The sequence below is a fragment of the Agromyces protaetiae genome (genome assembly GCF_030866785.1).
Classification (GTDB): Bacteria; Actinomycetota; Actinomycetes; order Actinomycetales; family Microbacteriaceae; genus Agromyces; species Agromyces silvae.
Genome location: NZ_CP133018.1, coordinates 1,469,846 through 1,489,859, shown reverse-complemented (window position 1 = coordinate 1,489,859; position 20,014 = coordinate 1,469,846). Strand labels below are relative to the sequence as shown.

Genomic DNA, 20,014 nt, shown 5'->3' with positions numbered 1-20,014 from the left:
GTAGGCTGCCGACGACATGACGCGTATCATCGCCGGATTCGCCGGCTCGCTCACCCTGCACGTGCCGCGCAGTGGGACCCGCCCGACGAGCGACCGCGTGCGCGAGGCCATCTTCTCCGCGCTCGAGGCGCGCGACGAGCTCACCGGTGCGGCTGTGCTCGACCTGTACGCAGGCTCCGGCGCACTCGGGCTCGAGGCGGCCAGCCGCGGTGCGAGCGAGGTCGTGCTGGTCGAACGTGCGAAGCCCGCCGCCGAGGTGTGCCGGCGCAACGCGCAGGCGATCGAGCGCGCGGCGAAGAGCGCCGCGACGGGCGTCACACCGCGCATCCGGGTGGCCGCGCAGGCCGTGGCCGCGTACCTCGAGACGGCCGTGTTCACGGCCGACGTCGTGTTCATCGACCCGCCCTACGACCTCACCGAGGGCGAGCTCACGCGCGTGCTCGAACTGGTCGTCCCCCGCCTCGAACCGGGCGCGACCGTGCTCGTCGAGCGCAGCTCGCGATCGCCCGAGCCGAGCTGGCCCGACGCTGTCGAACGCGACCGTCGCCGCGACTACGGCGAGACCGCGCTCTGGTGGGCGCGCACGACCGAGCGGTGACCCGCGCCGGGCATCAGCCCGCGCGGCCGTCCCAGCCCGCATAGGGGTCCCAGCCGCCCGCGCCGGCCACCTCGCCGTCGATGCGCACGACCCCGTCGCCGGCGAGCACGCGGCCCACGGGCTCGAACGGCGCAGGGATCGCGGCACCGTCCGGGAACGTCGCGAGGAGCCCGTGATCCTCCGCTCCCGCGAGCGCGATCCGCGGATCGGGTCCGAGACGCTCGGATGCGAAGTCGAGGTCGACCCCGCTCGCGCGAGCGATCCGCAGCGCGTCGCGTGCGAGTCCGTCGGAGACGTCGAGCATGGCGGTCGCGCCCGCGATCGCCGCGACCACACCCGCAGACACCGGCGGGACGGGGGCGAGCTGGGCCGCGACGAGATCCGGATGCTCCGCACGAACCCGCGCGGTCGCGGTCGCGTCGGGCTCGCCCGACGCATCCGTCGCGTGCTCGAACAGCACCGCGAGCCCGCGGGCCGCATCGCCGCGCGCGCCCGCGTGCGCGATGACGTCGCCCGGCCGGGCACCTGACCGGAGCACGGGCGGCCGACCCTCGAGATCGCCGAAGGCGGTCACGGCGATCGTGAGCACCGACGAGACCGAGAGGTCGCCGCCGACGACACCCGCGCCCGGGGCGAGCTCGGCGAGCGCCTCACGCAGTCCGTCGGCGATGCCCTCGAGCACACCGACGCCGGTGTGGGGCGGCGCCGCGATGGCCACGACGAGCGCGGTCGGGCGGGCGCCCATCGCAGCGACGTCGGTGAGATTGGTCGCGGCGGCCTTCCAGCCGAGCTCGTAGGGGGTCGACCATGCGAGCCGGAAGTCCGGCCCGTGCACCATGAGGTCGGTCGTGACGACGTACCGGCCGTCGGCGGCGGCGAGCACGGCGGCGTCGTCGCCGGGTCCGACGAGCGCGACGCCGGAGGGCGTCAGCCGCGGGATGATGCGGGAAAGCGCCGCGCTCTCGCCCCGGGTGGCGAGCGTGTCGTCCTCCGCACCGTCGGTCGTGTGCGCGCCCCGCTCAGCCTGCTCCATGCCCTTCACGGTAGCCTGAACGCGATGCCTTCCCCCTCCTCCCCTGCGCCCCGCGCGCACGCGCGACGCGCGCGAACCATCGGGGTATTCGCCGCGGGCGCCCTGCTGGCCGCGGTGCTCGGCGGCTGCACCCAGGCCGTGCCGTTCGACGCGGCCGAGGACGCGAGCGACGTGGGCTGCGCCGATGTGGTCGTGCGGCTCCCCGACGTGGTCGCCGAGCAGGAGCAGCGCGAGACCAATGCCCAGGGCACGGGCGCGTGGGGCACTCCCGCCACCGTGCTGCTGCGGTGCGGCGTCACGCCGCCCGGGCCGACCGAAGACCGCTGCGTGTCGGTCGACGGCGTCGACTGGGTCATCGACGAGTCCGACCCGCCGCGCTACCGGTTCACCACCTATGGGCGCACGCCCGCCGTCGAGGTCGTCGTCGACAACGACGTCGTGTCGGGCACCACGGCAATCACCGACCTGTCACGCGCAGTGAGCGCGATCCCGGCCGAGCGCGCGTGCACCACGATCGAGGACGCGCAGTAGTCCGACGCCGGCGCCCGGAGCATCCCCTCGCCCGAAGCATCCGCCCGCCCGAAGCATCCGCCCGCCCGGAGCATCCCCTCGCCCGAAGCATCCGCCCGCCCGGAGCATCCGCCCGCCCGAAGCATCCGCCCACCCGAAGCATCCGCCCGCCAGCGCCCCATTCCTTGCTCAGGAACAACGACGCGTCCCGCGGCGCGCCGCACCGCGACACGCCGGCAGACCGCCCGACCTTCCTGAGCAAGGAAACGGAGCCGATGCGAGCTGCGGCACGCGAGCAGCGCGGCGACGGATACCGTCAGCGCAGCGCCCCATTCCTTGCTCAGGAAAAACGACGCGTCCCGCGGCGCGCCGCGCCGCGACACGCCGGCAGAGCACCCGACCTTCCTGAGCAAGGAAACGAGCCGGTCTTCGTGAGCGCGGGTTCGCGCGCAGGCCGCGCGGCGAGCCGACCGCGCACGGCTAGCGAGCGCCGCGCGCGAACCCCGTCTCGATCAGCTCGGTGATCAGCTCCGGATAGCTCAGGCCCGAGTTCAGCCAGCACGTGGGGAACATCGAGATCGGCGTGAAGCCGGGCATGGTGTTCACCTCGTTGACGACGAACCCCTCGTCGGTGAGGAACACGTCGACGCGCGCCAGCCCCTCGCAGCCGAGCGCCTCGAACGCCCGGGCGGCCACACGTTCGAGCTCGAAGCGCTCGCCGTCGCCGAGCTCAGCCGGGCACACGAGGTCGATGCCGGGCGCGTCGAGGTACTTCGCCTCGAAGTCGTAGAACTCCCGCCCGGTCACGACGATCTCGCCCGCCACGCTCACGCGCGGCGCACCTCCGTCGCGGTCCTCGAGCACGCCGCACTCGATCTCGCGACCCGACATGGCGGCCTCGATCAGCACCGTGCGGTCCTCGGCGAACGCGACGTCGAGGGCCGCGTCGAGCTCGCTCCAGTCCGACACCTTGCTCACCCCGACCGACGAGCCGGCCCGAGCCGGCTTCACGAACGCCGGCAGGCCGAGCGCGCGCACGCGACGCTCCGAGAGCTCGCGGTCACGCCCCCACGCCGCACGGGTGACCGTCACCCACGGCGCGACCGCGATCCCGGCCGCCTCGAGCACGGTCTTGGTGAAGTGCTTGTCCATGCCGGCCGCGGAGGCCAGCACCCCGTTGCCGACGTACGGCAGGCCCACGAGCTCGAGAAGTCCCTGCACGGTGCCGTCCTCGCCGAATCGGCCGTGCAGGATCGGGAAGACCACGTCGACGTCACCGAGCGAGCGCGTGCCCGGACCATCCGCCCCGATGGCTGTCGTCGTCACGGTCAGCTCGCGCGTCCCGGCGGACTCGGGCCAGCGCACGCGCGTGCCGTTGTCGACGACCTCCGGCAGGTGTGCCGGGTCGAGGGCGAAGCGCGCCGGATCGTCGCTCTCGAGCACGAACGCGCCATCTCGGGTGATCCCGACCGGGATCACCTCGAACCGATCACGGTCGATCGCGCCCAGCACCCCGCCGGCCGTCGCGCAGCTGATCGCGTGCTCGCTCGAACGCCCGCCGAAGAGCAGAGCCACCCTGAGCTTGTCCATGTCTCGTCCTTTCGCCCTGGGGCTCGTCGTCGGTCGTGAGGTGCGGCGCGACGTCCCGCGGAGCGAGCGTGCCGGCGAGGACCTGGCGCACCTGCTCGACGATCGGCATCGAGACGCCCTTCGCCCGCGCGAGCTCGAGCACCGGGCCGACCGAGGCGAGCCCCTCGGTCGTCTGCTGCATCTGGTTGACGACGTCGTTGAGCCGGTACCCCTGGCCGAGCAGGCGCCCGGCCGTGTTGTTCCGCGACAGCGGCGACTGGCTCGTGGCGATGAGGTCGCCGAGCCCGGCGAGGCCCGACAGCGTCTCGGGGTGCGCGCCGTAGGCGACCGCGAAATCGGTCATCTCGACGAGCCCGCGGGTGATGATCGAGGCCTTCGTGTTCTCGCCGTACCCGGCGCCGTCGACGATGCCGATCGCGACCGCGATCAGGTTCTTCAGCACCCCGCCGAACTCGGTGCCGATCACGTCGGTGTTCACGAACGAGTGGAAGTACCGGTTGCGGGCGATGAAGGCGACGGCCTGGGCGGTCTCGAGGCTCGCCGACGAGACGACCGCGGCGGTCGGCTGCTCCTTGGCGATCTCGAGCGCGAGGTTCGGCCCCGAGATCACCGCGATCTGCAGCGGGTCGATGGGCAGCACATCGGCGATGACCTCGCTCATGCGCAGCCCCGTCGACTTCTCGACGCCCTTCATGAGTGAGACGACGGATGCCTCGGACGAGAGGTACGGCGCGATGCCGGCGAGATTCTCACGGAGCGACTGGCTCGGCACCGAGACGTACACCTGCTCGGCGCCGGCGAGCGCGAGGTCGAGCCGGCTCGTCGCGCGGAGGCCGATCGGGAGGTTCACGCCCGGCAGGTAGTCGCTGTTGCGCTTGGCCTCTTGGATCTCACGCGCGAGCTCGGGGCGCCTCGCCCACACGACGACATCGGCGCCGCCGTCGGCGAGGATCTTCGCGAACGTCGTGCCCCAGCTTCCCGCGCCGAGGACCGCGACCCGTTTGCCGGCCCCGCGCCGGGGCTGGGCCTTCGTCTTCACGACGCCTCCGCGTCGTCGACGCGGCCGGTGGCGCCACGGTGCCCGGGGTCGTCCAGGCGGCCGGTCTCCTTCTGCCCGTGCGCAGCCGGGTCCCACCTCGTGGCGGGCGGCGTCTCGTCGCGAAGCTCGCCGACGAGCTTCGTGATGGCCTGCATGAGGTCGTTCGTCGCCGCAGCCAGCAGCGCGGGCTCGAGCGCCTTGCCCCGATACGCGGAGAGGTCGATCGGCTCGCCGACGATGACGTCGATCGTCTTGCGCGGGAACGGGTGGATCTTCTTGCCGTAGCGAGGCATGAGCGCCTGGGTGCCCCAGTGCGCCGCCGGCACGAGCGGGATGTCCTGCTCGAGCGCGATGCGCACGGCACCGGTCTTCCCGCGCATCGGCCACAGGTCGGGGTCGCGCGTGAGCGAACCCTCGGGGTACACGATGACCATGCGGCCCTTCTCGACCAGTTCCTCGGCCGCACGGAGCGCCGCGTGGCTGCGGCTGCCCGCACGAGCGACCGGGATCTGTCCTGACGTGCGGAGGAACCAGCGCACCACCGGGATCTTGAAGAGCGACTCCTTCGCGAGGAATCGCGGCGCCCGGCCGAGCTTCCACGCCGCGGCGCCCATGACGACCGGGTCGATCTCGCTGAAGTGGTTCGGCGACAGCACGAACGCGCCGGTCTGCGGGAGCTCGCGGCCGTGGAACCTGAACTTCACCGCGAGGTTGAAGAGCGGCAGGATGAGTGCGGCGAGCACCCAGAAGAACGACGGACGTCGCGTTTCACGCCGGGCCCTCCGCGGAGGATGCTGCGGCGGCGGCTGCTGGGGTGAGCGTGGCACTCCCCCAGTATCGCGCGAGCTCACCGGCCTTCGAGCTCGAAGTCCGCACCGAGCAGCTCGAGCTTCGTGATGAAGTTCTCGTAGCCGCGCGCGATGATGCCGACGTTGGAGACCGTGGACCGGCCCTCGGCGGTCAACGCCGCGATGAGGTGGCTGAACCCGCCGCGCAGGTCGGGGACCTCGATGTCGGCACCGGTCAGCTTCGACGGCCCGGAGATCACCGCGGAGTGCTGGAAGTTGCGCTGCCCGAACCGGCAGGGCCGGCCGCCCAGGCATTCCTTGTGCACGTCGATCGACGCACCCATCTCGACGAGCGCGTCCACGAACCCGAAGCGCTGCTCGTACACCGTCTCGTGGACGATCGACACGCCCTTCGCCTTGGTGAGCGCGATCACGAGCGGCTGCTGCCAGTCGGTCATGAAGCCGGGGTGCACGTCGGTCTCGATGATGACCGGCTTGAGTTCGCCTCCGGGGTGGAAGAACCGGATGCCGTCGTCTTCGATCTCGAACGCGCCGCCGACCTTGCGGAACACATTGAGGAACGTGAGCATCTCGGCCTGACGGGCGCCGCCGACGAAGATGTCGCCCTCGGTCGCGAGCGCGGCGGCCGCCCAGCTGGCGGCCTCGTTGCGGTCGAAGAGTGCGCGGTGCGTGTACCCGCTCAGCTGCGTCACGCCCTCGATGCGGATGACCCGGTCGGTGTCGACCGTGATGATGGCGCCCATCTTCTGGAGGATGTTGATGAGATCCATGATCTCGGGCTCGATCGCCGCGCCGGAGAGCTCGGTGATGCCGTCGGCGAGCACCGCGGTCAGCAGCACCTGCTCGGTCGCGCCGACGCTCGGGTACGGGAGCGACACCTTCGCGCCGTGCAGTCCGCTCGGGGCCGACATGCGGATGCCGCTCGGCAGCTTCTCGACGATCGCGCCGAAGTTGCGGAGCACCTCGAGGTGGTAGTCGATCGGCCGGTCGCCGATGCGGCAGCCGCCGAGGTCGGGGATGAATGCTTCGCCGAGCCGGTGCAGCAGCGGCCCGCAGAAGAGGATCGGGATGCGGCTCGAGCCCGCGTGCGCGTCGATGTCGGCCATGTGCGCCGTGGCCACGCCGGAGGGATCGAGCACGAGCTCGCCGGTGCCGCCCTCGGTCACGGTCACGCCGTGCACCTCGAGCAGCCCGCGGACGATGCGCACGTCGCTGATGTTCGGCACGTCCTTCAGGACGCTGGGGGTGTCGCCGAGGATCGCCGCGACCATCGCCTTGGTGACGAGGTTCTTGGCGCCCTTCAGCTCGATCCTTCCGCGAAGCGGCTTTCCGCCGTTGATGGTGATGCGGTCGACCGACAGTCCGACTGCCGTTCCGTGCTGCTTCGCGTCGTTCACGAGGGTGTTCACTCAGTTCCCAGTTTCTGCAAGCTCCCGGATCGGGAGGGTCTTGGGCCGCCACGCCTCTCGATGTGTCTCGAACTCGGCTATGGCGTCTTCGTCTCGAAGGGTGAGGGCGATGTCGTCCAGCCCTTCGAGCAGGCGCCACCGAGTGTAATCGTCGATGTCGAACGAAACCTTCAGGGAGCCTGCGCTCACCGTACGCTCAACCAGGTCGACCGTCACGGCTATTCCCGGCTCGGCTTCGACGACCTCCCAGAGCCGCTCGATGTCCTCGTACGCGACGAGCGCGGCCAGCAGGCCCTGCTTGCCCGCGTTCCCGCGGAAGATGTCGCCGAAACGCGAGCTCACGACGACCTGGAAGCCGTAGTCGCGGAGCGCCCACACGGCATGCTCGCGACTGGAGCCGGTGCCGAAGTCGGGACCGGCGATGAGGACGTTCGCGCCCTCGAACTCCGGCTGGTTGAGGATGAACTCGGGATCCTGACGCCAGCCGTGGAAGAGCGCGTCCTCGAATCCGGTCTTCGTCACACGCTTCAGGAACACCGCCGGGATGATCTGGTCGGTGTCGACGTTCGAACGCCGCAGCGGCACGGCGACGCCGGTCACGGTCGTGAGCTTCTCCATGAGGTCAGTTCCCTTCCGCGGTCGCGCCGGCCGCTTCGAGCGTCGGCTCCTGCACGTGCCGGGGGCGATGCTCGAGGTCCCACGGGCTGGACAGCGTGCCGCGGATCGCGGTCGCGGCTGCGACGAGCGGTGACACGAGATGCGTGCGCCCGCCCTTGCCCTGCCGGCCCTCGAAGTTCCGGTTCGAGGTAGACGCACACCGTTCGCCCGGGGCGAGCTGATCGGGGTTCATGCCGAGGCACATCGAGCACCCGGCGAACCGCCACTCGGCACCGAAGTCGGTGAACACCTTGTCGAGGCCCTCGGCTTCGGCTTCGAGCCGGACCCGCGCGGAGCCGGGGACGACCATGACGCGAACGCCCTCGGCCTTCGTGCGGCCCTCGATGATGGAGGCGAACGCGCGGAGGTCTTCGATGCGGCTGTTCGTGCACGACCCCATGAAGACGGCGTCGACACGGATGTCCTTCAGCGGCGTGCCCGCCTCGAGGTCCATGTACTCGAGCGCGCGCTCGGCGGCGGCGCGCTCATGCTGGTCGACGATCGACGCCGGGTCGGGGACGCGCTCGCTGAGGGACACGCCCTGGCCGGGGTTCGTCCCCCAGGTCACGAAGGGCTCGAGCTCGTCGGCGTCGATGAACACCTCGGCATCGAACGTCGCGTCCTCATCGGTCGCGAGCGTGTCCCAGTACGCGACCGCGGCCTCCCAGTCGTCACCCTCAGGCGCGTGCGGGCGACCGCGGAGGTAGTCGTAGGTCGTCTGGTCGGGCGCCACCATGCCGGCGCGGGCGCCGGCTTCGATCGACATGTTGCAGATCGTCATGCGTCCGTCCATCGACAGCGCACGGATGGCGCTGCCGCGGTACTCGAGCACGTACCCTTGGCCCCCGCCGGTGCCGATCTTCGCGATCACCGCGAGGATGATGTCCTTCGCCGTGACACCGGGCCGCAGCGTGCCCTCGACGTTGATGGCCATGGTCTTGAACGGCTTCAGCGGCAGAGTCTGCGTCGCCATGACGTGCTCGACCTCGCTGGTGCCGATGCCGAACGCCATCGCCCCGAACGCGCCATGCGTCGAGGTGTGCGAGTCGCCGCAGACGACGGTGATGCCCGGCATCGTGAGCCCGAGCTGAGGCCCGACGACGTGCACGATGCCCTGCTCCTTGTCGCCCAGCGAGTGCAGCCTGATGCCGAACTCGGCGCAGTTACGGCGCAGCGTCTCGATCTGGGTGCGGCTCGTGAGGTCGGCGATCGGCTTGTCGATGTCCCACGTGGGCGTGTTGTGGTCCTCGGTCGCGATGGTGAGGTCGGGGCGGCGCACCGGCCGGCCTGCCATGCGCAGACCGTCGAACGCCTGCGGGCTGGTCACCTCGTGCACGAGGTGCAGGTCGATGTAGATGAGGTCGGGAGTGCCGTCTTCGCCCTTCTTGACGAGATGGGCGTCCCAGACCTTCTCGGCCAGGGTGCGGGGGCCGGTCTGCTCGTGGCCGGCGCTCTCGGTGCGCTCGGTGGCGTCGTTCATGCGATGTCTTCCTCGGTTCTGTGGGGGGCAGCCGTCGACAGACTCCGCGGCGGGGATGGCCTAGATCGAGGCCCCGCCGCGGCACCGAAGGAGAAGTCGAGGCGCGCGCACGGAACAAGGGTACACCGTCGGAGATGCCCGGTTCGAATGCGGGCGGGCCGCGCGTCGCCGGTCAGAACGCCGTCGCGATCAGCCGGAACTCGCCCAGCACGAGGACCTCGCCGTGGGCGACCGCGGCCGTGGCCCCGCGCGCGACCTCGGTCGGAGCCGCACCCGCCCGTTCGATGCGGACGCCGTTCGTGGACCCCAGATCCGTGACCAGCAGCACGCCGTCGCCCGGTTCGGCGACGGCATGCGTCTTCGAGACCGTGCGTGCCGGGTCGTTCACCACGATCGGTTCGGCGTCCGGCACGGGCGACGCGCTCCGGTCCGGTGCGCGGCCGAGGAGCGCGCGGCGCGTGACGATGACCTCGACCGGCCCCTCCCCCATGAGGCGCCAGCCCTGCGAGGGCGAGGCGGCGGGTTGCGGGGGCGGTGCGGCCGGTGCCGGCGGCGCCACGGGCGCCGCGCCAGGTAGCACCACGCCGGGCGCCGGCACCGCGGCCGTGGCCGGCGTGAACGTCGGCAGTGAGCGCTCCACCGGGCGCGAACGCGGTCGCTTGGTGGTCGCCGGTGCGGCCGCCGGGGCATCGGGAACGAGCCCTGGCGGCGGCACGATGAAGCCGGGATCGCCCGTCTGCTCGATGCCGTCGTTCACACACTCACCCTATCGATCCGCCTCGGGCCCTATCGATCCGCGCCGGGCTTCCGACGCGACCTCCGCGACGTGCGCGCTGACGTGTCACGCTCGCCGGCACCCGGCTTCGCCCGCCGCTTGGCCAGCCGGTACCGGCTCACGAGCCGCCGCACACCGCCGGCGGCCGCCGAGACGGCCGCCGCCGCGGCATCCGCCTCGGTCCACCGGCGATCGGCGACCTCGCTCTCGACCTCGCCACCCGCGAACACGTCGCGATCGACCGCCGCGGCGAGCGGTGCGAGCGTGGCGACCGGCTCGCCCTGCTCCGCGAGCCCCTGCTGCGCGGCCTGACGCTCGAGCTCGGCCGCGACCTGCAGCCGGGTCGCGCGCGTCGGCGGCTCGAAGCCCAGCTCCAGATACCGGTCGACCAGCTCGTCCCAGGCACCGGCAGCACTGCGGTCGGGTCGCGCACGGCGCCGGCGTTCGCGACGCCGGCGCTTCGCGAGCGCCACCACGAGCAGCGGCGCGAACACGAGGAGCGCGGGGATGCCGACCGCGCCCGCCACGACCCAGACCCAGCCCGGGATCTGGAACGGCTGCTCGCGGTCCTCGTCGTCGGTCTCGTCGATCTCGACGGTCGTCAGCAGCTCATCCTCGACGGCTTCGCTGCGCGGCGGCTGCCGCACCTGCGGCTGCGGTTCGCTCTTCGGCTTCGGCGTCTGCTCCTGCGGTACGTCCACCTGGTCGGGGGTCGGCCGGAACGAGATCCAGCCGATTCCCTCGAACGGCACCTCGACCCACGCGGTCACATCCCCGCCGAGGACCTCGACCTCCTCATCGTTCTCGCTGATCTCGGGCGCGAAGCCCATCACGACCCGGGCCGGGTAGCCGAGATGACGGGCCATCAGGGCCATCGCCGCCGCGTACTGCTCCTCATCTCCGACCATCTGCGACCTCGTGAACAGCTCGATCAGCCGGTCGGCGCCGTGCCCGGCTCGCGATGCCACCGAATCCGAGGCGAGACCGTGGCTCAGGAAGCCGTTGGTCTTCAGCCCCGTCTCGATCGCGCGCAGCTGCTCGATCGCGCTCGGCGCATCGCCCGCGTACTCCTCGGCCTTCGCGGCGACGACGTCGGGCAGGTTCTCGATGGCGGGCAGGTCGACCCGGGCGACCGGCACGTCGATGAGCTGCTCGGTGTCGGGTTCGCGCTGCACGCGCGTCGAGAGCTCGTAGGCGGTGCCGGACTCGACGCCGCTGGTCAGCACCGCCGTGCCCGCGTCCGCGTTGTACCGGAGATCGCCGGCGCGCGCCGAGCTCTCCGCATCGGTGAAGCGCATGGACGAGCCGTATCCGACGCTCGGCACCCACACGTCGTCGTAGCCCGAGGCCGTGATCTCGACGTCGCGCCCGCTGCCGAGGTCGGCGAGCGCGGGCTCGGGCAGCGCCTCGCCGACGATCGCGTAGCCGCCGTCCGCGGCGGAGGCCTCGGGGCCGGCGACGTTCCAGAGCCGGCCCGTGTAGGAGTCCATCGTCGCGAGCCGGATCACGTCGCCGGGCTCGAGGCCGGAGACGGTGAACAGCGGCTCCTCGACGAGGTCCTTCGTGTAGTTCCGGAAGCCCGCGAGCGGGCTGGGGAACTCACGCGCGTCGAATGGCGGCACGATCTCCTCGCGCAGCACGAACCGGTCGGATGCCACGGGCGCCCACGCCAGCCCGGCGAGGCTGCCGACAGCGACCGCCCCGGCGACGACGATCGCGATGCCGCGGACGCGCCGGCCGATGAGGCGCGCATCGGACCGCCGCTCGGCCTCGACGACACCTCCCGCGTCGGCACCCGCGCGACGGCGCCAGGCGAGCCAGACGAGCGCGATGACCGCGAACGCCACCCCGCGAACGGCCGCGAGATAGGCCTGGTCGGTGCCGAGCAGGATGCCCGAGAGGTACAGGAGGATCGGCCCGATGAGCAGCACCGCCGCCCGCAGCACGGTGCGCCGGCGCGGAAGCCAGCGCAGCACGAGCATGCCGCCCACGAGCGAGACGACCCACGTGGCGACGTACGGGACGGCGGCGACGTAGTACGGCGCCTCGACCGGCGTGCCGATCGTGACGATGTCGGCCCAGCCGTAGACGGCACCGAGCGCGAGGCCCGCGAGCGAGTCGAGGCTCGGCAGCACGAAGCCGATGCCGCGCCCGGGCATGGTGAACGGCGTGCCGAGCACGAAGTACGCGGCGAAGCCGAGGAGCACCGTGTTCAGCACGCCGAGCCGCAGCAGCGTCCCGGCGACGGCCGCACCGGTGCCGACGAGCAGGCCGCCCACGGCGGCGAGCAGGAAGTCCGCGTCGCCGAAGCTCGTCTGATAGCCGATCACGGCGAGCAGGCTGAGCACCGAGAGCACCGCGAGATCGCCGATCGTCGCGGCCGGGATGCGCGTCATGGCCGCACCTTCCGGATCACCGCGGGCAGCTCGCCGAGCTCGCCCACGGTCGCGACCGCGGTGCCGCCGATCCGGGCGATCTTCGCCTCGGTGTCGCGCTGGGCGCGGAACACGAACAGTTGCGCATCCGAGGGCAGCACGGTCTCGACCGATCGCACCTCCGCGAGCGCGGCACCGGATCCGACGACGAGCATCACGACGCTCGCCGCGGGCGTGCGGCGCACGGTCTCGCGGACGAACTCGCGGAGCGAGCTGCCGGCGGCCGTCGAGTCGATGCGGCTGGCATCGTCGAGGAGGCTCGTCGGCGTCGAGGTGCGAAGCCGCTGGCCCTCGGTCCGGGCGGTGATCTTGGTCCGGTCGCGGATGACCTGGACGCCGATCGACGCGAACACCGAGACCGCGAGTTCGAACTCGTCCTCGTCGGCGTAGTGGTCCGTCGCGGTCGCCTGCAGCAGCACGAGCTCCGAACGACGGGTCTCCTCGTACTGGCGCACCATGAGCCGGCCGGTCCGTGCCGAGCTCCGCCAGTGCACGTTGCGGAGCGGATCTCCTGGTTCGTACGCGCGCAGCGCGTGGAAGGAGATGTCGTGATCGGTGATCGTCTTCGTGATCTCGCCCTCGAGGTCGCGGACGAGCCCGGCCGCCGAGGGCTTCAGCCGCGCGGTTCGCGGATGCACGAAGAGCTCGACCGGGTCGTTCCAGCGCACCGTTCGCCTGAGCAGCCCGAGCTCGTCGCCGCGCACGGAGACCGCGGGCCCCGCGACGATCACCGCACGCCGGTGCGTCGGCACCGCGAACAGCTCTTCGTGCTCGGCCGCCGGAGCCAGCGGCGGGATGCGGAACTCCGCGCTGCCGTCACCGACGGGCAGTTCGACGCGCGACGACACCGAGGGGGTGGTGCCGTCGTTGACCACCACGAGCCTGCCGTACGCCCGCTCGCCCGCGACCACACGGCGCGGCGTGAGCTCGACCGTGACGCGGTACCTCATCCGCCCGAACACGAACGGCACCGCGACCAGCACCGCGCCCGCGAGGGTCGCGCTCAGAAACGCGAACTCGACCCACCCGAACACCAGCGCGACGAGGCCCGCGATGAGCGAGGCGGCGAGCACGAGCCATCCGATCGTCGAGATCACGCCCGTGACCGGGCGCGCCGCGCTCGCGACGCGGCGGCCGGCGGACGCGGCGCGCGCCCCGAGCCCGGCGAAGGCGCGGCTGAGCGCACCCCCCACCGTGCCGAAGGCGATGCGTGTCTGAGAGATCCGCGGAGCGGGGCCCTGATCGGTCGTCGTCATGCCGCCCGGTACGCCGGCGGCGCCACGTCGACGAGCGCCTGCGCGACGATGTCTTCGGCCGTCACGCCCGTGAACTCCGCCTCGGGGTCGACGATGATGCGGTGTGCGAGCACCGCCACGGCGAGCTCGCGCACGTCGTCGGGCGTGACGTACGTGCGGCCGTGCGCGATCGCCCAGGTCTTCACCGCGCGCGCGAGCGCGAGCGCGCCGCGCATGCTCACGCCGAGCGCCGCATCGGCGTGCGTGCGGGTCGCCGACACCAGCTCGTTCAGATAGGACAGTACGGCCGCGTCGACGTAGACCTCGGAGGCGAGCTGCGACATCGTCGTGATCGACGCCGAGGCGATGATCGGGCTCACGCCCGTCGCCCGCGCCCGGTTCGCCGAGTCGAGCAGCAGCGTCACGGCGGTGTCGTGGTCGGGGTAGCCGAGCGAGGTCTTGATCAGGAACCGGTCGAGCTGGGCCTCGGGCAGCGCGTACGTGCCGGCCTGCTCGACCGGGTTCTGGGTCGCGATGACCATGAACGGCTGGTCGACGTCGTAGCCCACGCCGTCGACCGTCACCCGGCCCTCCTCCATGACCTCGAGAAGCGCCGACTGCGTCTTGGGGCTCGCGCGGTTGATCTCGTCGGCGAGCACGATCGAGGCGAAGATTGGCCCGCGGTGGAACTCGAACTTGCCCTTGCCCTGGTCGTAGATCGTCACGCCCGTGACATCGGAGGGCAGCAGGTCGGGCGTGAACTGGATACGGGAGTGCGTGCCGTCGAGCGTGTTCGCGAGCGCCTTCGCGAGCACGGTCTTGCCGGTCCCCGGGAAGTCCTCGAGCAGCACGTGCCCGTCGGAGAGCATCGCGGTCAGCACGAGGGAGATCACCTCACGCTTGCCGAGAATGGCGCGGTCGATGTTGTCGACCAGGCGCCCGAACGCGTCCTGGAACCACTCGGCCTGTTCTTGGGTCACTGCCATGACGTCATCCTTCGTTCTGTGCTCGCACGTCGGTCGGGCCGTGCACGTGGGTCGGTGCCGCGAGTCACCACGTGTTGTACCCGAGGTTGTTCCACTGGCTTCCGCTGATCGCACCCAGCGTGCGGGACGTGCCGCCGCTGATGGCCTCGAAGCGCACCGCGATGGTCTCGTTCGCGGCCCGGATCCCGAGGTGGTTGAGCAGCTGGAGCTGTCCGCTCGCACCCACCTGGACCGTCTGCTGGTAACCGCAGCACGGACCGCCGTTGGTGGTCGCGTACACCCGGTACTGACCCGGGTCCATGTTCTGCCACGAGATGCGCACCTCGGCGCAGCCGCCACCACCGCTCTGACAGCCACGGCTCGGGCCCTTGCCGATCGTGCCGGACGGCTGCGGGGGCGGCGGATCGTTCACGACGATGCGCTGCGACGCGACCGGGCCCTGTTTGCCGCCGCCGTTCACGGCGTACACCTCGACGGTGTGCGTGCCGGCGCCGATCCCGCCCCACGACGTCGACGTGCCGTTGACCGTCTGCCAGCCGCCGCCGTTGATCCTCGCGCGGTACGAGATCCCGCCGCCGCCGGTGTCACTCGGCACGTTCCAGTCGGCGCGGACGTTCGTGGGGGCGTCGCCGCCCTTCGAGAGGCTGAGCGACCGCGGCGCCGTCGGCGTGCCCCATGGGGTCACTTCGGACGACGGATTCGACACGGGACCGTCGCCCATGCGGTTGATGGCATGCACCGAGAACCGGTATCCCGTGCCGTTCCGCAGGCCGTCGATCGTCTGGTTCGTGCCCGCTGCATCCGCGCCGAAGGTCTGCGAGCCGCCGTTCCAGGTGACCACATAGTTCTGGATGGGCGAGTTGTTGTTCGCAGGCGTATTCCAGCGCACGGTCGCGGAGCCGTCGCCCGCGTTCGCCGTCGGGGCGCCCGGCGCATCCGGGACGTCGCGCACGACGATGGTCGCGTACCCCTGCACCTCGCGAGCGGGATCTTTCGTGCCGTCGGCGATCCGGTAGATGACACTGAGATTGCCGGTGAACGCCGAACCCGTGCGCACCGTGATGTCCTCGGGCGTGAACGACACCGATGCGTTGGAGCCGATGCTGTCCTGGGCGATCTCGGCACCGATGACGGTGAGCGGCACGCCGTCCTGCGCGAACGGGTTGAAGTCGTTCGCGAGCACGTCGATGGTCCGGCTGCCGCCGCGCTTCACCTCGATCTCACCGGTCGACGGGTCGTTCACGGCGCGGGCCTTCGGGCGCGACGACGATACCACCTTCACGTCGACGTACCCGGGGACCGTGAACTCGTTGAACGAGAGGTCGAAGGTGAGCCGCGTGGAGGTGCCCGGCTGCACTCCGAGCGGCGCGGAGACCTGCAGGGTGTCGCCGCCGACGATCGAGGCCTCGATCTCGGCGGTAGTGCCCTGCAGGTTGCCGTACGACACCTTCTCGATGTTCTCCGGGTTCGGCTGATCCGTCGAGGCGCGCAGATCGATCTCGAACGCGCCCTCGCCGGCCTCGATGTCCTCGGTGCGCGGGGTGAATGCCGGCGGGACGTCGTTGAAGCCGGGGTCCCCGACCGTGATCGGCAGGGTCAGGACCGCGGTGCGGCCGACGGGGTCGTCGGCGCCCGATCCATCGGTGACCTCGAACGTGAGCGTCGCGGGCCCGCGATAGTCGGTCTCGGGCTGGAAGCGCAGCTGCGTGGGGCCGACGAACGGTTCGGACCGGGCGTTCGACGCGGTCGCCGAGAGGATCGTCGCGGGCTGGCCCGACGGCACCTCCACGAGATCGTTGACGTTCCACTCCTCGCTGCCGTTCATCGGCACGATGATCTCGGGCAGGGACTTGAGGTGCGGGGCGGGGAACTTCGCCCGCTCCTCGGCGTCGAGCTCCTCCTGGGTCTTCGGCCGCTGCGTCTCGGACGGCTCGTCCTCGCCGGTCGGGATCGGCGGCACGATGACGAACGCCATGGCGGAGAGGTCGTCGAGCTCGTTGGTGAGCCGGAACGCGACCGCGTACCGGTCCCGGCCGGGTTCGACGGTGATGGTGCCGTCGTTCTCCAGCTCGGCGCGGCCCGCGTTGGGTCCCTCGAGGCTCACGACGAGGTCTTCGACCAGGCCGCCCGGGTTCGTCGCATCCCGCAGCGGGTCGACCGTCACGCTCTCGCCCGCGACCACCTGCGAGGGCTCGATGACCTGGTCCTCGGCGGTGGGCGGGTCGATGACCGCGTCCTCGCTGACGATCACCTGCAGGAACGCGGTGTCGACGCCACCGTGCCCGTTCGAGATCTGGTACCGGATCACATACGCGCCCTCTTGCTCGGGCGCGGTCACGACCACGCGCCGTCGGTCGCGGATCTCGGCCTCGATGCCCTCGTCGATCTCGGGCAGGTCGGCGACGTGCAGCGAGTAGCCGCTCGGGTCGGTGTCGTTGAGCAGCACCTCGGCGCCGACGGTGCGGCCCGGCTTCATCTCGATGACGTCGTCGACCGCGGTGGGCGGGAGCTGGACCGCGGGCCGCGGGATGACGCCGATGCGGATGGTCCCGGTGGCCGTGGCGCCGAGCGCGTCCTCGACCTCGTAGGTGAAGGTGTCGGTGCCACTGGCGCCGTCGAACGCCTCGTAGGTGAAGGACGTGCTCGTCCGCTCGATGATCCGGCCCAGGCTCGGCGCGACGCCCATCTGTCTGATGACCACCGAGTCGCCGTCGGGATCGATGCCGTCGAGCGGCACGTCGATCTTCACCGCGGAGCCGGCGAACGTGCGGGAGGTCTGCGGCGTCGGCACGGGCGGCCGGTTCTCGGCGTCGCGGCCCACCACGGTGATGGTGAGCGTGCCGCGCGCGATCTGCTCGGTGTCGTCGCCGATGGTGTACACGACCGTGCGCACGCCGGGCGAGTCGGGCGCCTGGAACCGGATCCGGTCGCCGTCGGCGAAGGCGAGACCGTCGGCGGCGCCCGACTGGTCGAGTTCGGGCAGCAACGCGAACGACGCCGCATCGGGGTGGTAGTCGTTCGCGAGCACGGGCACCGACACGATGTCGCCCGCGCGCACGATCGCGCTGTCGTCGACCGCGACCGGCGGCTGATGCTTCACGAGCGGCGGCACCGGCACCACGGTGACGGTCGCGGTCGCGGTGTTGATGCCGTCGGACACCACGTACTCGAACTGCAGCTGCCGGTCGATCGCCTCCGACGCGCTCACGCGCGCGACCGTGTTCGTGATGAGCTCGACCGATACGAGCCCTTCGGTGCCGGTGTCGTCGATCGACTGCACCGCGAGCACGCGGCCCGACGGCGAGACGTCGTTCGCGAGGACCGACACGGAGGTCGGCTCCCCCGGCCGCAGATAGGCGGTGTCCGTGACCGCGATGGGCGGCGGCGCGTCGGCGGGCGGCTCGACGACCTGCACCCGGATGAGCCCGACGCTCACGTTCGTGCCCGCGCCGACGTCGTAGAGGAAGACCAGTTCGCCCGGCGTCGTGCTCGTGACCGCGATGGTGCCGCGCTCGGGGTTGACCACCACCGACGCGCCCTCGGGCGGGTCCTGCACGCCCAGCAGCTGCAGCGGCGCCCCCGACGGCGACAGATCGTTGATCAGCGGCTCGACGACCACCGTCTCGCCGACGAACGTCTGCGCGTAGTCGGGCGTGCCGACGGGGTTCAGCGAGCCTGTGGGCTTCACGTCGACGGTGAACGTGCCGGAGGCCGACGCCCGCCCGTCGGAGACCGTGTACGCGACCTCCTTGAGGCCGAGCTCGGCGGACTTGTGCTCGAACGTGACGTAGCCGTCGGGGCTGGATCGCACGACGTCGCCGCCCGTCGGCGATGCGTCGACGAGGAAGAGGTCGTCGCCGTCGGGATCGTTCCAGTCGGCGAGCAGGTTGTACGAGATGTGCTGCCCCTGCTCGACGCTCACGGCGCCGTTGCGCAGTGCGACCGGCGGCGAGTTCTCGGAGTCCGGCACGATGCGCAGATTGACGGATGCCTCGGCGACGCCGCCGCGCCCGTCGTCGGCCGTGTACCGGAACGACGTGGTGCCCGCCGCGCCCTCGGCCGGGGTGAACTGCAGCGCCCGACCGCCGTCGATCAGGTCGAGCGTGCCCGCGCCCTCGGGCACGCCGTTCGTCGCGGCGATCGTGAGCACGTCGCCGTCGGGGTCGGTGTCGTTCTCGAGCACCTCGATGATCGTGGTGCGGCCGGGGCGCACACCGTAGTCGTCGTCGCGCGCGACCGGCGGCCGGTTCACCTCGGTGCGCTCGGCGAGCGTGTCCTCGAACGTCTGCTGCGAGCTCTTCTCTTCGCCCTCGAGCTCGTCGGTCTCCTCGGGCGGGGTGACCTCTTCCCAGTTGTCCACGAGCCGGAGGTCCGAGTCGACGAGCCATGAGTCGCCATTGGTCAGGTTGTTCAGGACCACCACGTCGCGGTTGACGCGGAACTCGAGCCGAGCACCGGCGGTCGGCTGCTCGAGGTCGATGCGGCGCGGCTCGTCCTCGCCGTCGCAGAGCGCGAGGTACCGGCCCGCGTCGGCCCAGGCGGCGTGCACGCATGCCCCGACGCGCACGGGCGCAGCGAGGCCTTCCGCGTCGCTCGCGGGCTGCGCTCCCTCGTGCGCGGTCTCGCGGATGTCGCCACCGCCGAGCGGCACCTCGAGCAGTGAGGCGGCCGTCGCGACGAGCACGTCGTCGTGTTCGGGGCCCGATTGCTGCAGCCGCAGGGCGGACTCGGGAAGCTCGATGCGCCGGTCGTCGACGATGACGGTGTCGGCCTCGCGGTCGAAGATGACGGCACGCTCGCCGACCGCGGCGAGCTCGTGCGCGCCGAGCCCGCCGACCTCGCGCTGCGTCGGCTCGTCGGCGCCGCGCTCGAGCTCGACGAGCAGCCCGTCATCGGGGTTCGTCGCGAACACCGTGCCCTTCGCGCTGACGGCGACGTCGCCGTCAGCACCGAGCTCGGCCACGGGATCGGTGCCCCGCCAGTCGAACGAGAGCTCGCCGTTCGCCTGGATGGTCCACAGCTCACCGCGCGGTGACAGCACCGCGAGCACGTCGCCGCCGTAGGCGATCGTCGACGCGGGCGGCACGTCGATGCGCTGCACGAGCGTGGTGAACGCGGGGTCGACGCGTTCCACCGCGCCGGCAGGTGCGTCGTAGAGGAACACGTCGTCGCCGTGCTGCATGACGTCGACCTCGCTGGAGGTCGTCGCGACCGAGGCATCCAGCTCCTCGATCTGCCGGTTCAAGCGCCCCGCCGCGAGCTCTTCCGCATTCGTCACCCATACATCGCGGACATGCAGGTCGGGATCGGTGACCGGGAATCCCTGGTGCAGCACGGCGATGCCGATCGGCACCCCGGCCAGCACCGCGATGGCGGCCGTCGTCGCGACGGACTTCCGGGCAGCGAGACGAGAGCTCAGCCACCCCATGCCATCTCCCGGATCCACCCTCGCGAACGT

Annotated in this window: 14 protein-coding genes; 2 read left to right on the top strand and 12 right to left on the bottom strand. The window is 71.5% G+C overall.

From position 1 onward, the window contains the following. Positions 1-16: 16 nt before the first annotated feature. Positions 17-598 carry a 16S rRNA (guanine(966)-N(2))-methyltransferase RsmD gene (gene rsmD, locus QU602_RS06840; RefSeq protein WP_308799500.1) on the top strand — a complete coding sequence of 194 codons (582 nt, stop codon included), beginning with the start codon at positions 17-19 and terminating at the stop codon, positions 596-598. Positions 599-611: 13 nt separating this feature from the next. On the opposite strand, the gene thiL is transcribed toward rsmD, so the two are convergent. Then, a complete protein-coding gene (gene thiL / locus QU602_RS06835) occupies positions 612-1,631 on the bottom strand; it encodes a thiamine-phosphate kinase (protein WP_308799499.1) in 1,020 nt (339 codons plus the stop codon). A 24-nt stretch (positions 1,632-1,655) separates the two neighbouring features. On the opposite strand from thiL, the gene QU602_RS06830 reads away from it, so the two are divergent. After that, positions 1,656-2,162, top strand: coding sequence for a DUF3515 family protein (locus QU602_RS06830; protein WP_308799498.1), 507 nt, complete (start codon positions 1,656-1,658; stop codon positions 2,160-2,162). Positions 2,163-2,621: 459 nt separating this feature from the next. On the opposite strand, the gene QU602_RS06825 is transcribed toward QU602_RS06830, so the two are convergent. From QU602_RS06825 to QU602_RS06775, 11 genes are all read right to left on the bottom strand, one after another. Beyond that, the gene (locus QU602_RS06825; RefSeq protein ID WP_308799497.1) at positions 2,622-3,731 is read right to left on the bottom strand and encodes a D-alanine--D-alanine ligase family protein; all 1,110 of its coding nucleotides are present in this window, start codon (positions 3,729-3,731) and stop codon (positions 2,622-2,624) included. Then, positions 3,631-4,770 carry an NAD(P)H-dependent glycerol-3-phosphate dehydrogenase gene (locus QU602_RS06820; RefSeq protein ID WP_308799496.1) on the bottom strand — a complete coding sequence of 380 codons (1,140 nt, stop codon included), beginning with the start codon at positions 4,768-4,770 and terminating at the stop codon, positions 3,631-3,633. The genes QU602_RS06825 and QU602_RS06820 overlap by 101 nt, the downstream gene beginning before the upstream one ends. Continuing rightward, on the bottom strand, positions 4,767-5,597 hold the full coding sequence (locus QU602_RS06815; protein ID WP_308799495.1) for a lysophospholipid acyltransferase family protein: 831 nt from the start codon (positions 5,595-5,597) through the stop codon (positions 4,767-4,769). The genes QU602_RS06820 and QU602_RS06815 overlap by 4 nt, the downstream gene beginning before the upstream one ends. Before the next feature lie 20 nt (positions 5,598-5,617). Further along, positions 5,618-6,988 (bottom strand): UDP-N-acetylglucosamine 1-carboxyvinyltransferase, encoded by a 1,371-nt coding sequence (gene murA, locus QU602_RS06810; protein WP_308799494.1) that lies wholly within the window; start codon positions 6,986-6,988, stop codon positions 5,618-5,620. Next, the gene (gene leuD / locus QU602_RS06805) at positions 6,989-7,606 is read right to left on the bottom strand and encodes a 3-isopropylmalate dehydratase small subunit (RefSeq protein ID WP_308799493.1); all 618 of its coding nucleotides are present in this window, start codon (positions 7,604-7,606) and stop codon (positions 6,989-6,991) included. It lies immediately after the preceding gene. Between the two features lie 4 nt (positions 7,607-7,610). Then, entirely contained in the window at positions 7,611-9,125 is a 1,515-nt protein-coding gene (gene leuC / locus QU602_RS06800; protein ID WP_308799492.1) for a 3-isopropylmalate dehydratase large subunit, read from the bottom strand. A 172-nt stretch (positions 9,126-9,297) separates the two neighbouring features. Next, positions 9,298-9,882, bottom strand: a complete 585-nt coding sequence (locus tag QU602_RS06795; protein ID WP_308799491.1) for an FHA domain-containing protein — start codon at positions 9,880-9,882, stop codon at positions 9,298-9,300. A 29-nt stretch (positions 9,883-9,911) separates the two neighbouring features. Continuing rightward, entirely contained in the window at positions 9,912-12,296 is a 2,385-nt protein-coding gene (locus QU602_RS06790; RefSeq protein ID WP_308799490.1) for a transglutaminase domain-containing protein, read from the bottom strand. Continuing rightward, on the bottom strand, positions 12,293-13,591 hold the full coding sequence (locus QU602_RS06785; RefSeq protein WP_308799488.1) for a DUF58 domain-containing protein: 1,299 nt from the start codon (positions 13,589-13,591) through the stop codon (positions 12,293-12,295). The genes QU602_RS06790 and QU602_RS06785 overlap by 4 nt, the downstream gene beginning before the upstream one ends. Then, positions 13,588-14,556 (bottom strand): AAA family ATPase, encoded by a 969-nt coding sequence (locus tag QU602_RS06780; protein ID WP_308799487.1) that lies wholly within the window; start codon positions 14,554-14,556, stop codon positions 13,588-13,590. Before QU602_RS06780 ends, QU602_RS06785 begins: the two co-directional genes overlap by 4 nt. 64 nt (positions 14,557-14,620) lie before the next feature. Beyond that, on the bottom strand, positions 14,621-20,002 hold the full coding sequence (locus QU602_RS06775; RefSeq protein ID WP_308799486.1) for an Ig-like domain-containing protein: 5,382 nt from the start codon (positions 20,000-20,002) through the stop codon (positions 14,621-14,623). Positions 20,003-20,014: the final 12 nt, after the last annotated feature.

Excerpts from the sequence above, each read along its gene's own strand:
- rsmD (WP_308799500.1), top strand. The coding sequence starts at position 17 with ATGACGCGTATCATCGCCGGATTCGCCGGCTCGCTCACCCTGCACGTG.
- thiL (WP_308799499.1), bottom strand. The coding sequence starts at position 1,631 with ATGGAGCAGGCTGAGCGGGGCGCGCACACGACCGACGGTGCGGAGGAC.
- QU602_RS06830 (WP_308799498.1), top strand. The coding sequence starts at position 1,656 with ATGCCTTCCCCCTCCTCCCCTGCGCCCCGCGCGCACGCGCGACGCGCG.
- QU602_RS06825 (WP_308799497.1), bottom strand. The coding sequence starts at position 3,731 with ATGGACAAGCTCAGGGTGGCTCTGCTCTTCGGCGGGCGTTCGAGCGAG.
- leuD (WP_308799493.1), bottom strand. The coding sequence starts at position 7,606 with ATGGAGAAGCTCACGACCGTGACCGGCGTCGCCGTGCCGCTGCGGCGT.
- leuC (WP_308799492.1), bottom strand. The coding sequence starts at position 9,125 with ATGAACGACGCCACCGAGCGCACCGAGAGCGCCGGCCACGAGCAGACC.
- QU602_RS06790 (WP_308799490.1), bottom strand. The coding sequence starts at position 12,296 with ATGACGCGCATCCCGGCCGCGACGATCGGCGATCTCGCGGTGCTCTCG.
- QU602_RS06785 (WP_308799488.1), bottom strand. The coding sequence starts at position 13,591 with ATGACGACGACCGATCAGGGCCCCGCTCCGCGGATCTCTCAGACACGC.
- QU602_RS06780 (WP_308799487.1), bottom strand. The coding sequence starts at position 14,556 with ATGGCAGTGACCCAAGAACAGGCCGAGTGGTTCCAGGACGCGTTCGGG.